At 31.6% G+C, this 13,361-nt stretch carries 12 protein-coding genes; all 12 read left to right on the top strand.

Annotated features, from left to right (window positions below):
* Positions 1 to 33 precede the first annotated feature (33 nt).
* The 12 genes from BUA82_RS17245 to BUA82_RS17195 all read left to right on the top strand — a co-directional run bounded on the left by BUA82_RS17245 (position 34) and on the right by BUA82_RS17195 (position 13,328).
* Positions 34 to 933 (top strand): DUF4349 domain-containing protein, encoded by a 900-nt coding sequence (locus tag BUA82_RS17245; protein ID WP_073011266.1) that lies wholly within the window; start codon positions 34 to 36, stop codon positions 931 to 933.
* A 320-nt stretch (positions 934 to 1,253) separates the two neighbouring features.
* Entirely contained in the window at positions 1,254 to 2,573 is a 1,320-nt protein-coding gene (locus tag BUA82_RS17240; protein WP_073011264.1) for a murein hydrolase activator EnvC family protein, read from the top strand.
* Positions 2,574 to 2,693: 120 nt separating this feature from the next.
* Entirely contained in the window at positions 2,694 to 2,867 is a 174-nt protein-coding gene (locus BUA82_RS20525) for a hypothetical protein (RefSeq protein WP_242948999.1), read from the top strand.
* A gap of 293 nt (positions 2,868 to 3,160) precedes the next feature.
* On the top strand, positions 3,161 to 3,967 hold the full coding sequence (locus tag BUA82_RS17235; protein ID WP_073011261.1) for a hypothetical protein: 807 nt from the start codon (positions 3,161 to 3,163) through the stop codon (positions 3,965 to 3,967).
* 141 nt (positions 3,968 to 4,108) lie between these two features.
* A complete protein-coding gene (gene tig, locus BUA82_RS17230; RefSeq protein ID WP_073011258.1) occupies positions 4,109 to 5,401 on the top strand; it encodes a trigger factor in 1,293 nt (430 codons plus the stop codon).
* 175 nt (positions 5,402 to 5,576) lie between these two features.
* Positions 5,577 to 6,188, top strand: coding sequence for an ATP-dependent Clp endopeptidase proteolytic subunit ClpP (gene clpP / locus BUA82_RS17225; RefSeq protein WP_073011255.1), 612 nt, complete (start codon positions 5,577 to 5,579; stop codon positions 6,186 to 6,188).
* A gap of 33 nt (positions 6,189 to 6,221) precedes the next feature.
* Positions 6,222 to 7,511, top strand: coding sequence for an ATP-dependent Clp protease ATP-binding subunit ClpX (gene clpX, locus BUA82_RS17220; RefSeq protein WP_073011252.1), 1,290 nt, complete (start codon positions 6,222 to 6,224; stop codon positions 7,509 to 7,511).
* A gap of 175 nt (positions 7,512 to 7,686) precedes the next feature.
* Positions 7,687 to 9,378: an ATP-dependent protease LonB gene (gene lonB / locus BUA82_RS17215; RefSeq protein ID WP_073011248.1), complete on the top strand. Its 1,692-nt coding sequence runs from the start codon at positions 7,687 to 7,689 to the stop codon at positions 9,376 to 9,378.
* 198 nt (positions 9,379 to 9,576) lie between these two features.
* Positions 9,577 to 11,895: an endopeptidase La gene (lon, locus tag BUA82_RS17210; RefSeq protein ID WP_073011245.1), complete on the top strand. Its 2,319-nt coding sequence runs from the start codon at positions 9,577 to 9,579 to the stop codon at positions 11,893 to 11,895.
* Positions 11,896 to 12,477 carry a ribosome biogenesis GTP-binding protein YihA/YsxC gene (gene yihA / locus BUA82_RS17205; RefSeq protein ID WP_073011242.1) on the top strand — a complete coding sequence of 194 codons (582 nt, stop codon included), beginning with the start codon at positions 11,896 to 11,898 and terminating at the stop codon, positions 12,475 to 12,477.
* A 50-nt stretch (positions 12,478 to 12,527) separates the two neighbouring features.
* Positions 12,528 to 13,049: a hypothetical protein gene (locus tag BUA82_RS20520; protein ID WP_143148656.1), complete on the top strand. Its 522-nt coding sequence runs from the start codon at positions 12,528 to 12,530 to the stop codon at positions 13,047 to 13,049.
* A gap of 90 nt (positions 13,050 to 13,139) precedes the next feature.
* Positions 13,140 to 13,328, top strand: a complete 189-nt coding sequence (locus BUA82_RS17195) for a hypothetical protein (RefSeq protein ID WP_073011236.1) — start codon at positions 13,140 to 13,142, stop codon at positions 13,326 to 13,328.
* Positions 13,329 to 13,361 lie beyond the last annotated feature (33 nt).

Below are 13,361 nucleotides of genomic sequence, written 5' to 3'. Positions count from 1 at the left end.
CATTTTAAAGAGGAAATATGAGGAGTGTATTAAATGAATAAAAAGATTAGGATTGTTGCATCTTTATTGTTTCTATTATTTATTTTCTCCGCTTGTAGTAAAAAATCAGACGCTTCCCCTGGAGCAGCAAAAAATAGTTCCATGGATAAGTCAAAACAAGAACTTAGTATTAAAGACGGTTCTGTAGCTTCTACAGAAAATAAAAATGCTGAGAATTCTAAAGAAAAGCCTTTACAGGATAGTGCAAGAAAAGTTATCAAAAGAGCAAGTCTTACAGTGGAAACCGTGGGCTATGATGAAACTTTAAATGGAATAGCTAACTTATCTGAAACTATGGGAGGATACATTGAAAATTCTGACCTTATGGGAAAAGGATATGGTAATACCAATTTTCAAAGTAGAAGAGCACATTTTACCATAAGGGTTCCAAAAAAGAACTTTGATGAATTTTTAAACAAAATATCCACCATAAGTAATATACTTCAAAAGCAAGTAAATGGAGAAGACATAACAAGTCAATATATCGATACAGAAGCTAGGCTTAAAACCCTAAATGTTAGAGAAGAAAGGGTGCTAGAGTTATTAAAAAAAGCTACAAAACTTGAAGATGTACTTCAACTGGAAAAAGAACTTTCAAATATAAGGTATGAAATAGAAAACTTAACTGGCAGCCTAAAGAAAATGGATAATTTAGTAGAACTCACCACCGTAAATATAGAAGTCATAGAAGTATCCCAAATAACCAAAGTAGAAGGTATGCCAAAATCCATATGGCAAAAAACAGCTCTTGTATTTAAACAATCCCTAAATTCTCTAGGAACAATACTACAAGGACTATACCTATTTATAATAGGATTAATACCATATTTAGTAATCATAATACCAATAGGGTTTATCGTTTATAAGGTATATAGGAAGAAGAGCAAAAAGTAATTCAGAAATTTAAAATTCTTCATCAATTTAAAATTCACAATTTAGAATTGAATGAAGGAAAAAATTCCTGTTGAAATTTTAAATTTAATATATAAAAAAACTCCACAGAAGTTTTTTTATAAGCATCAAAAAGGAAACTCTTGGCGGAGTTTCTTTTTTTATATATTCAAAGAAACTCTGTGAGTTTCTTCCTTCATTTTAAATTCTCAATTTTAAATTCTCAATTTTTTTACAAATTTTTTATATTTTACGACAAATTTATAGTATAATGGAGTTGGGTGATTATGCCATAAAAAGTTTAAAATAAGGGGAAATATATTATGAGTAAAAAATATTTATCCATAATGGTAGCATCAATTATATTATGCACACAGATAAGCGTGGTACAAGCTGCGCCAGATTACATAGAGGACAAGCAAAAAAACATTGAGCAGAATAAAGAGAAGATGAAGCAGCTGGAAGGGCAAAAGAATGAGGTTAATAATAATAAAAATGCAGTAAAAAGTGAAATAGATATAGTTAATAATGAGTTGGAAGAAAAAGCTTCGCAAATTGCAGCTTCAGAAACAAAAATAAATCAGATTCAGTCTAAAATTAACGAAATGCAAAATAAGATAGACGTCATTCAAGATAATATTAATACCACAGAAAATAAAATAAATGAAATTAAAAAGAATATCGAAGAAAAAGAAGCTGAAAAAAAGAGTAAAGAAGAGCTCTTAGGTAAAAGATTAAGAAGTATGTATAAAAATAATCCTTATGATGAATTTTTACTTATACTTTTGAATAGCAAAAACTTAGGAGATCTTATTTCAAGAGCAGCCACTATTAGCAGAATAGTAGAAACGGATATGTCTTTAATTAATAAAGTAAAAAGTATACAGCTAGAGTTAGATAAAGATAAGGAACTCCTGAGTAAAAAAGTAGAGGATTTAAATGCACAAAAATCTCAGGTTTCCATGGAGCAAAATAGTGTACAAGCTACTAAATTGGATTTATTAAATGAGAAGAAAGTTTTAGATGTTAAAGCCAAGGAGCTTAAAACAATAGAAAATGAGAAACAATCTAAGTACAATTCATTAAACAATGAAGAAAAGAAACTTCAAAAAGAAATTTCTTCTTTAGATAATATTAATGATGAGCTTCAAAAGCAGATGGATAAATTCATAAATGAATTAAATGAAAAAAGGGAAAAAGAGGAGAATGCTAATAAGGAGAAACCACCTATAGAAAAACCCACTTCCCCTGATAAAAATAGTGGATTTATACGTCCTACTAATGGAATATTAACCTCACCCTTTGGTATGAGAATGCACCCTGTTTATAATGAAATGAGAATGCATAAAGGTATAGATTTAGCTTCTCCAAAAGGCACACCCATTAAAGCCTCTAAGTCTGGGGTAGTAGATTTTGCAGGGGTAATGAGTGGATACGGAAATGTAGTTATAGTTAATCATGGCAATGGGTATCAAACTTTATATGCACATTGCAATTCCTTGTTGGTATCAAGAAATCAATCAGTTAATCAGGGACAAGTTATTGCTACTGTAGGAAATACCGGAGTAGGAACAGGAGATCACCTTCATTTTGAGGTAAGAATAAACGGAGATGCAGTAAACCCATTAAATTATATAAAATAAAAGTATAAATACCCATGTAAATGCATAGAATTTAGATGATGTTTTTACATGGGTTATTTTTTAAAAAATATTGTGTTGAAATTTACTCTATGGTAAATTAGGGTTAAGGATGTGATAAAAATGTATAATGAAAAGTCTTTGCTCAAGGATACGCCGGAATATGAAGATTATTCTGATAATATATATCGTGAAAAAGGTAAGTGTTGTGGTAATGGAGGAGGATGCTGCAAAAAGCAAAATAATAGTCTGGGAAAGGACGGTACTATTAAGCTTAAATTACCATCTGAAAATTAATTAGGTGGTATTTTATCCATGAGCTTAGCGCTCCTAATCCCCTCACTTCTTCAAATGGCGGAATAATGAGCGCTAAGCTCATGGATAAGTTCTTCTAAGCTTCAGATGGAGGCGTATTCCTTTTAAGCAAACTTCATATGAAGCTAAGAATCACTTTATTGTATGTACTTTATTGCGTGTACTTTGCTTAAATAAATTTAGTAATAATATATTTGCAAAAATAGTTACTAAATCATATAACTTTACGTTATAATATATAATAGTGCAAAATTTAAAGCTAGGAGGGATATAACGTGGGTAAGCCTAGTATTTTTAGTAAGGAATACGAAAGAAGAAAAAAACAAAGAAGAAAGAGAATAGCTTTCCTAGTTCTTCTCATAGTAATTGCATCCTTTAGTTTATTATACTGGAGTCCTGTTTCTAAATTCTTTACTGAAAGTCAATTATATAAAGAGTTACAAGCAAAATATAAGGATAATCAGAATACTACGGTAACAGAGAATAATGAAAATAAGAGCTCTTTATCTAGCAATAAAGACAAAGATAATGAAAGTGAAAAGAAAGTTGAAGAGAAGGTTGAAGAGAAGTATTTTGAAATAAAGCTTCCAGATGGAACCAATGCTAGAGCTGTGTATGAGCAGAGTGATTCTATCATTAAATTTAAATTTTTAACTGGAAATGATAAAGCCTCTTTTGATATAAGCCCATCGGGAAGAAAGATGATAATATTAGATGGAACTACTCAAGATATGCTTGAACTATCTGTGGATAACTCAGTTAAAGATTTAACTTACAAATTTTACACCACCAAAAATAAGTCTAAGATATATAAAGATAAGACACTTTCTAAGAATCCTCAATTTATATGGCATGGAACTCCAAAGTATATTAGTGAGGATAACATAGCTTATATAAGCTTAATGCCTTGGTTTAAAACAGATAAATATATTTGGATGGTAGATAGTAAGACCAATACTCATACCTATATAAAAAATATCAGCGGTAAGGAGATAATATTTGGCAATATCACTGATAAAGGTTTAGAAGTTACCGTGGATGGTGCTAAAAAGACCATAAGCCCGGATGGAAAAGTGCTTTAGTGGAGTAAAAATTAACAATAATCTTCTATAAAATAAAATAAGTTTAATAATATTTGAAAATAAATCAAGTATTGTGATATAATAACGTAGTTAGTAAATTTTATTGCTTATTAACTTAACGGATTTAGGAGGAGTCTTATAATGAACGTAAAAATGCAAAAAATAGAGACAAATGTTGTTGAATTAGAAATAACAGTGGAAGCACAAAAATTTGGTGAAGCATTAAAAAAATCATATAATAAAAATGCAAGAAATTTTAATGTGCCAGGATTTAGAAAAGGTAAAGTTCCAATGAATATGGTAAAGCAATATTATGGTATAGGAGTACTTTATGAAGATGCCATTAATTTTGCTATAGAAGAAACATATCCTAAAGCACTAGATGAAAGTTCAGTTAAACCTGTAGATTATCCACAAATTGATATAGTAGAAGTAGAAGAAGGAAAAGATTTTATCTACAAGGCTAAAGTAGTAGTAGTACCAGAAGTTGAATTAGGTGAATACAAAAACGTAGAAGTGAAAAAAGTAGCTTATGAAGTATCAGAAGAAGATGTTGAAAAACAATTAAATGCTATGAGTGAAAAAAATGCAAGAGTAGAAGTTAAGTCTGAAGGCTCAGTAGAAAAAGGAAATATTGCTGTTATAGACTTTAAAGGATTTATAGATGGAGTTGCATTTGAAGGTGGAGAAGGAAAAGATTATCCACTAGAAATAGGTTCAGGAACATTTATTGGTGATTTTGAAGATCAATTAGTTGGCGTAAAAGTAAATGAAATGAAAAATATCTCCGTTTCTTTCCCTGAAAATTATGGAAAAGAAGACCTAAACGGAAAACCTGCCACTTTTGAAGTTACTGTAAAAGAGATAAAAGTTAAAGAGCTTCCAGCATTAGATGATGAATTTGCTCAAGAAGTTTCTGAGTTTGATACGTTAGAAGAATTAAAAAATGATATTAGAAGTAAAATAAGTGAATCCAATGATTTAAGAGCAAAGAGAGAATTCGAAGAAAACCTTATAAATACAGTAGTGGACAATGCAAAAGTTGAAATACCAGAAGTTATGGTAACTAAAGAAGTAGATGCAATGTTAAAAGATCTAGAGTCAAGACTACAATATCAAGGTTTAGATCTTCAGTCATATTATGAATTCACTAATAATACTGAAGAAAAAATGAGAGACTATATGAAAGAAAATGCTGAAAGAAAGGTTAAAACAGACCTTGTTTTAGATAAAATAGCAAAAGCAGAAAATATTGAAGCTGAGGACGAAGAATTAAAAGCTAAAGCTTTAGAGCTTGCTAAGCAATATAGTGATAAAGAACCAGAAAAAATGGCAGATCTTTTGCTTAAAGCTCAAGAGCAAGTGATAAAATTAGATGTAGTAACAGAAAAAACTATAAAAATACTAGTTGAAAATGCTAATATAATAGAGTAATATATTCATCATAGTGATTGCCAGAAATGTTTCTGGCAATTATTTTACAATTAATTTAGAGATTTAGCATTAACAAAATGCAACTTTTTATATATAATTTAAGTATAAATACTTATATTTATATATAGAATAATTCATGTGGTGTTAATTGTTTCAATTTTAAGGAGGGAGTTTTATGAGTTTAGTACCAGTAGTTGTTGAGCAAACTAATAGAGGAGAAAGATCTTATGATATATTCTCTAGATTATTAAAAGATAGAATAATAATGCTCAGTGGAGAAATAAATGACGTAACTGCTAATTTAGTAGTATCACAATTGCTATTCTTAGAAAGCGAGGATCCTGATAAGGATATTTATATTTATATAAACAGCCCAGGTGGATCTATTACATCAGGTATGGCTATTTACGATACCATGCAGTATATAAAGCCAGATGTAAGCACTATATGCATCGGCATGGCTGCTTCCATGGGATCTTTCCTTTTGACAGCAGGTACAAAGGGGAAAAGGTATGCTTTACCAAATAGTGAAATTATGATTCATCAGCCTCTAGGAGGCTTCCAAGGTCAAGCTACAGATATAGATATCCATGCAAGAAGAATTTTAAGAACTAAAGAAACACTTAATAAGATTTTAAGTGAAAAAACAGGAGTACCACTAGAGAAGATAAATAAAGATGTTGAAAGAGATTATTTCATGACTGCGGCAGAAGCTAAAGAATATGGTTTAATAGACAAAGTAATTGAAAAAAATACCGTGGTAAATCCTAAGGAAAAATCTGAATAGATATTATTCTAAACCCTGAGTGAGGTGTATTTAATGGCAAAATATGACGATAAAAAGCAGCTCAAATGTTCCTTTTGTGGTAAAAACCAAGATCAAGTTAGAAGATTAATTGCTGGCCCAGGGGTTTATATTTGTGATGAGTGTATTGAATTATGTTCTGAGATCATAGCAGATGAATTTGAAGAATCACTACAATTTGATTCAGCTACCCTGCCAAAGCCTTCAGAAATTAAGAACTATTTAGATCAATACGTCATAGGACAGGACAATGCAAAGAAGTCTTTAGCAGTAGCTGTCTATAATCATTACAAACGTATCAACTCTAACGATGATGATTCAGATGTGGAACTTCAAAAGAGTAATATATTACTTTTAGGTCCCACTGGTTCTGGTAAGACACTTTTAGCACAGACTTTAGCAAAATTTTTAAACGTGCCTTTTGCTATTGCAGATGCTACTACATTAACTGAAGCTGGTTATGTAGGAGAAGATGTGGAAAATATACTTTTAAAGCTTATTCAAAATTCTGATTATGATATTGAAAGAGCGGAAAAAGGAATAATATATATAGATGAGATCGATAAGATAGCAAGAAAGTCTGAAAATCCATCTATAACTAGGGATGTTTCTGGAGAAGGTGTACAGCAAGCATTGCTTAAAATACTTGAGGGAACCACAGCTTCTGTGCCACCACAAGGCGGAAGAAAGCATCCACATCAAGAGTTTATTCAAATAAACACTACTAATATATTATTTATTTGTGGTGGAGCTTTTGATGGCATTGACAAGATAATTGAAAAGAGAACAAGAAAGAGCACTATTGGTTTTGGAGCAGAAATACAATCTAAAAACGAAAAGGATATTGGTAAAATACTAAATGATATAATGCCTGGAGATCTTTTAAAGTATGGATTAATTCCAGAATTTGTTGGCAGACTTCCTATAGTAGTAACCTTAGAATCCTTAGGTAGGGATGTATTAGTAAATATATTAAGCGAACCCAAAAATGCTTTAGTTAAACAATATAAAAAATTGTTTGAATTAGAAAATGTAGAGCTAGAGTTTACTAAAGAAGCTTTAGAAACTATAGCAGATGAAGCTATAGAGAGAAACACTGGCGCTAGAGGGCTAAGAGCTATTATTGAAGACATAATGAGAGATATTATGTTTGAGGTTCCATCTAATGAAGAAATAGTAAAAATAATAGTGAATAAAGATACTATTACTACTAAAAAGCCTGAAATAATTGCTACGGAAGGCGAAAAAAGACCTCAATTAAAGCCTAAGAAAACAAAAAAGAAAAAAGGCATTGAAAGTGCATAAACATTAAAATAATAAGTTTTAACTGCTGATGGAAAAATTTCTATCAGCAGTTTTTTTCTAAATAATTATTATATGCTAAATATTAGAATATAATACTGGTAAGTTGTTCATAATAAAAGCTATAGAATTATGGAAATGAAGGGAGGATTGCATTTATACTTAAATGCAAAATATTATGACAAATTTTCTATTAATACTTATATTAGTTTTTATTATAATAATAGGTTTAAACACCTTTAATGCCTCAAAATCACAGCAGAACAGTAAAATTGTTATAGATAGAGAAAATAAAAAAGAGATGGAAAATCTTAAAAAAATGAGAAGCATCAGCCTCACTGAACCTCTCACTGAAAAAAGCAGACCATCTTCCTTTAAGGAAATCATCGGTCAGGAAAAAGGGATATTAGCTTTGAAAGCTGCAATTTGTGGACCAAATCCACAGCATGTAATAATTTATGGTCCTCCTGGCATAGGGAAGACAGCTGCAGCTCGTTTAGTTTTAGAAGAAGCTAAAAAGTCAGCGAACTCACCCTTTAGGCAAAATGCTAAATTTGTAGAGATAGATGCAACTACTGTAAGATTTGATGACAGGGGTATTGCAGATCCTCTTATAGGCTCTGTTCATGATCCTATTTATCAAGGGGCAGGTTCATTAGGTATAGCTGGCATACCCCAGCCTAAACCAGGGGCAGTTACTAAGGCTCACGGAGGAATCTTATTTATGGATGAAATAGGAGAATTACACCCTATTGAACTTAATAAACTCTTAAAAGTACTAGAGGATAGAAAGGTATTTTTAGACAGTTCTTATTATAGTTCTGAAGATCCTAATATGCCGCCTTATATTAAAGAAGTCTTTGATAACGGCTTGCCAGCAGATTTTAGACTTATTGGTGCTACCACTAGAAGCCCGGAAGAAATAGCTCCAGCTATAAGGTCTAGATGTGTTGAAATATTTTTTAGAGCTTTAACAGAAGAAGAAATTAAAATTATAGCTACTAATTCCATAAATAAAATTAATTTAAAAATTGAAGATATGGCTTTAGAGCTTGTAAGCAGGTACTGCACCAATGGTAGAGAAGTAGTAAATTTAATACAATTATGTTCAGGTATGGCCATAAATGAAAAACGAGAAAAAATAACCACTGAAGATGTGGAATGGGTAGTGGAAAATGGCCAATACACACCTAGGTTGGAAAAAAAGATACCTATAGAGCCTCAGATTGGATGCGTAAACGGTCTTGCAGTATATGGAGCCAATATGGGAACTATAATGGAAATAGAGGCTAGTTCGAGAAAAGTAAAATATAGAAAAGGTATGTTAAAGGTTACTGGAATAATAGAAGAAGAGGTTATAACTAGCTCGAATAAAAGAGTAAAAAGAAAAGGAACGGCATATTGTTCTGTAGAAAATGTTATAACTGTGTTAGAACATAACTTTAACTTAAACTGTAAAGAATATGACATACACTTAAATTTTCCAGGTGGTATACCTATAGATGGGCCTTCAGCGGGAATAGCTATAGCTTGCGCCATATACAGCTCAATTAGTAAAATACCCATTGATAATAAAGTGGCAATGACGGGAGAAATATCCCTTCAAGGAAGTGTTAAGGCTATTGGAGGTATAACAGCTAAAATATTGGCAGCTAAGAAAGCTGGGGTTACCCAAGTCATAATCCCAAAAGAGAACTATCAAGAATCCTTTAAATTAGAAAAAGATATAACTATAATACCTGTAGAGGACATAAAGGAGGTATTAAGGTTAGCACTTATTTCAGAGAGCATGAGTAAAAAAGACTTTGAATTAAAATCAGGTTCTAATATACTTTCTGCTCAAGCATTAACTAGGGAAATAAACTTGTAATATCATTATAAATACAAGGGAAATTTCTGTTAATACTCCGATTTTTAATGTATTATAGTAATAAGCATAATATTGAAATAGTCATTATCAATATAATATTGAAAATTGAGGTTATTATGTGTATACTAAATTAGTCTAATATACGCTGAAAATAAAAATGCTTATAATAGTTATACAAAATTAAAGAGGGGGAGAAATATGAAAAAAGAAATTAAAGTTCTTCCTTTGATTCCTTTAAGGGGTATTACAATATTTCCTTACATGGTTTTACACTTTGATGTTGGAAGAGAAAAATCCATAGCTGCATTAGAAGAAGCTATGTTAAATAATGCTGAAATATTTTTATCTGCACAAAAAGATGCTAAAACAGAGGAACCAAAAGAAGAAGATATATATAATGTAGGAACCTTATGTTCAATTAAACAACTTTTGAAGTTGCCAGGAGACACTGTAAGGGTACTAGTAGAGGGGATAAAAAGGGGAAGGATAAATGAGTTTTTAGAAACTGAAAACTGTATAAAAGCTTCTGTGGAGCTGGAAGAAAGCGAAAACATTCAAGAAACTGTAAAATATGAAGCATTAATTAGACAATTAAAAAATAGTTTTGATGAATATATTGCTTTATCAGGCACTGCACAGTTAGAGACCTTTATGGAAATAGATGATATTGAAGATGGCGGAAGACTGGCTGATACCATAGCTTCATTTCTTTTATTAAATCAAAACTCTCGTCAAGAACTCCTTGAAGCCTTTAACATAGAAGAGAGAATTGAAAAGTTATTGGTAATATTAAGCAGAGAAATTGAAATATTGAAAGTTGAAAAAAAGATTGGAAGCAAAGTAAAAAGAAAAATAGATAAGGTTCAAAAAGAATATTATTTAAGAGAACAACTAAAAGCAATACAGGAAGAGCTGGGAGAAGAAGATGAAGATCAAAAAGATTTAAAATTATATAAAGAAAAGATAACTAAAGCAAAACTTCCAAAGGAAGCTAAGGAAAGAGCTCTTTATGAATTAGAAAGATTGAAAACTAGCGGTGCATATTCCGCAGAGGGAGGTATTATTAAAACCTATTTAGATTGGGTGATAGATCTTCCGTGGAATAAGGAAACAAAGGATAACCTGGATATTAAAAAGGCTAGAGAAGTATTAGAAGCGGATCATTATGGGCTTAAAGATGTAAAGGATAGAATCATAGAATTTTTAGCTGTAAAAAAGATAAGTAATTCTTTGAAAAGTCCTATTTTATGCTTAGTTGGCCCTCCTGGAGTGGGTAAGACCTCTATAGCAAAATCTGTAGCTAGGGCACTTAATAGAAACTTTGTTAGGATGTCTTTAGGTGGAGTAAGGGATGAAGCTGAAATTCGAGGTCATAGAAGAACCTACGTAGGGTCAATACCTGGTAGGATAATATATGGAATGAAACAAGCTAAATCTAAAAATCCATTATTCTTATTAGATGAAATTGATAAGATGAGTAGCGATTTTAAGGGTGATCCAGCAGATGCCTTACTAGAAGTTCTTGATGCGGAGCAAAATAACACCTTTAGAGATCATTATTTAGAATTAGAGATGGATCTATCAAAGGTAATGTTTATTACCACAGCAAACACTTTAGATACTATTCCGAGGCCCTTATTAGATAGGATGGAAGTTATAGAGGTTTCTGGCTATACCTATGAAGAAAAATTGAATATTGCCAAAAATCATCTTATACCAAAAACATTAAAAGAACACAACGTGATAGATAAAATAACATTTCAAGATGGAGCAATAATGTCACTTATAGAAGGTTATACCAGAGAATCAGGAGTTAGAAATCTTGAAAGACAGCTCTCTAGTGTGGTGAGAAAGGCCATTGCAGATATGTTAGAAAAGGATAAAGAGAAAGCTGTTATAAATGCAGGAAGCATAAACAAATACTTGGGAGCTGCATATTTTTCTTACGATAAAGTGGAAAAAGAAGATAAGATAGGAGTAGTTACAGGTATGGCTTGGACAGCTTATGGTGGAGATACTCTTCCAGTAGAGGTATCTATTATGGATGGAAGCGGAAAGCTGGAGCTCACAGGAAAGCTAGGAGATGTTATGAAAGAATCCGCTAGAACCGGATATAGCTATGTTCGTTCTAATGCTTCTAAATACTTTATAGATCCTGAATTCTATAAAAAGAAAGATATTCATATTCATGTTCCTGAGGGAGCGGTGCCTAAAGATGGTCCTTCAGCTGGAATCACTATGGTAACTGCTATGGTTTCATCCCTTTCAGGAAAGAAAGTTAAACATAATGTAGCAATGACTGGAGAAATAACCTTAACAGGCAGGGTATTGCCTATAGGTGGATTAAAAGAAAAGACTTTGGCCGCTTTTAGAGCAGGGATAGACACTTTGATAATACCTAAAGACAATGAAAAGGATATTGATAAGATACCAAAATCTATAAAGTCAAAACTTAAGTTTATTGCCACTGATAATATTAACGACGTAATAAAAAATGCATTGGTAGGTGATAACTAAATGATTATTAAAACATCAGAATTTGTAACCTCAGCGGTTAAAAGAGATCAGTATCCTGAGGATGGAAGACATGAAATTGCATTTGTTGGACGATCCAACGTAGGGAAATCCTCCATTATAAATGCCATCACCAACAGAAGGCACTTGGCTAAGGTTAGCTCTACACCTGGGAAAACAAGATTAATAAATTTTTTCATTATTAATGAAGATTTTTATTTAGTGGATTTACCTGGGTATGGATATGCTAAGGTTTCAAAAAAAGAAAAAGCTAGTTGGGGAGGTATTATTGAAAATTACTTAAACAACAGAAATCAATTAAAAAGAGTTATACTTTTAGTTGATTGCAGGCATAAACCCACTGAAGATGATATATTGATGTATAAGTGGATTAGGCACTATGGTTATGAAGTTATGGTTGTGGCTACAAAAAGTGATAAATTATCAAAAAATGATTTAAAGAAGAGTGAAAAAGTTATCAGAGAAACCTTAGAACTTAATAAAAGTGATAACTTGTTGTTTTTCTCTTCACTTAAAAAAGAGAATAAAGAAGATTTAATTAACACATTGTTTGAAGGTATTTAATAAAAAGATTTTAAGCATATTACTGTTTGTATTACAGTAGTATGCTTTTTTTGTGTCAAATTATTGATGAGAGAATAGTATATAATATAAAACTTAAAGAAAAGTTAATTTATAGGAAAGGAGGAAGTAAAGTGGATATAAACAAACTATTAGGCGAATTAACTGGCTCTCTCCATGATGAAGGTACACCAGGATTCACGAAAGGGCTTCTAGATGGGATTGGCGGCAAGAATAATAGTATATTTTTTATAATAATACTATTGATTCTCTTCTCGGGGTTTGGCGGTGGCAATAATTGCTGCTGCAATGATAACTTTGATGATTGTTGCGATCCTTGCAGAAGGAGAAGAAGAAGAAAACACCATAAACGTCGCAGAGATGACTGTTGCTGTGAAGACTTTGACGACTGCTGCTGCAGAGGAAATTTTGGAGGCGGATTCTGCGGAGGCGGATTTGGATGTAGTCCAATATTAATCATTCTCATAATCATATTTTTACTATGTAACAAGAGAAATGATAATAGATGTCATGAAACACCACATGCAGTAGTTAGCTTTGAAGAAGAAGACTAGAAGAAAAACTTTAATAAACTAAAATTTATTAGCTAAAAAACTTTCTAAACAATAAATATTAAAACCATGGCCCAGGAAGGGGGGTTTAAAATGTCAAGAGGAAAATGTTGTAATAGTTTTGATGTATGTACCATACTTCCGCTGCTTATTATATTAGGGAAGACTCGTATACTTGAAGATAATAATGCCTTTGTTCTATTGTTACTTTTCTGGCTTTGCGGTGGAGTAGATGCTAATCCATTATGTGGATGTAGAAAACGCAGAAATAGATGCTGCTAAAAGTAATAAACTAAAAAAAGCTTAAGAAATAAA

This window comes from Clostridium amylolyticum (assembly GCF_900142075.1).
Classification (GTDB): Bacteria; Bacillota; Clostridia; order Clostridiales; family Clostridiaceae; genus Clostridium_AA; species Clostridium_AA amylolyticum.
Note: the sequence above shows the minus strand (reverse complement) of the source record. Positions and strands in the feature narration are given on the sequence as shown.

What these genes read in the sequence shown, in the direction of transcription:
- BUA82_RS17245 (WP_073011266.1), top strand. Translation starts at nt 34, where the DNA reads ATGAATAAAAAGATTAGGATTGTTGCATCTTTATTGTTTCTATTATTT.
- BUA82_RS17240 (WP_073011264.1), top strand. Translation starts at nt 1,254, where the DNA reads ATGAGTAAAAAATATTTATCCATAATGGTAGCATCAATTATATTATGC.
- BUA82_RS20525 (WP_242948999.1), top strand. Translation starts at nt 2,694, where the DNA reads ATGTATAATGAAAAGTCTTTGCTCAAGGATACGCCGGAATATGAAGAT.
- tig (WP_073011258.1), top strand. Translation starts at nt 4,109, where the DNA reads ATGAACGTAAAAATGCAAAAAATAGAGACAAATGTTGTTGAATTAGAA.
- clpP (WP_073011255.1), top strand. Translation starts at nt 5,577, where the DNA reads ATGAGTTTAGTACCAGTAGTTGTTGAGCAAACTAATAGAGGAGAAAGA.
- clpX (WP_073011252.1), top strand. Translation starts at nt 6,222, where the DNA reads ATGGCAAAATATGACGATAAAAAGCAGCTCAAATGTTCCTTTTGTGGT.
- lonB (WP_073011248.1), top strand. Translation starts at nt 7,687, where the DNA reads ATGACAAATTTTCTATTAATACTTATATTAGTTTTTATTATAATAATA.
- lon (WP_073011245.1), top strand. Translation starts at nt 9,577, where the DNA reads ATGAAAAAAGAAATTAAAGTTCTTCCTTTGATTCCTTTAAGGGGTATT.
- yihA (WP_073011242.1), top strand. Translation starts at nt 11,896, where the DNA reads ATGATTATTAAAACATCAGAATTTGTAACCTCAGCGGTTAAAAGAGAT.
- BUA82_RS17195 (WP_073011236.1), top strand. Translation starts at nt 13,140, where the DNA reads ATGTCAAGAGGAAAATGTTGTAATAGTTTTGATGTATGTACCATACTT.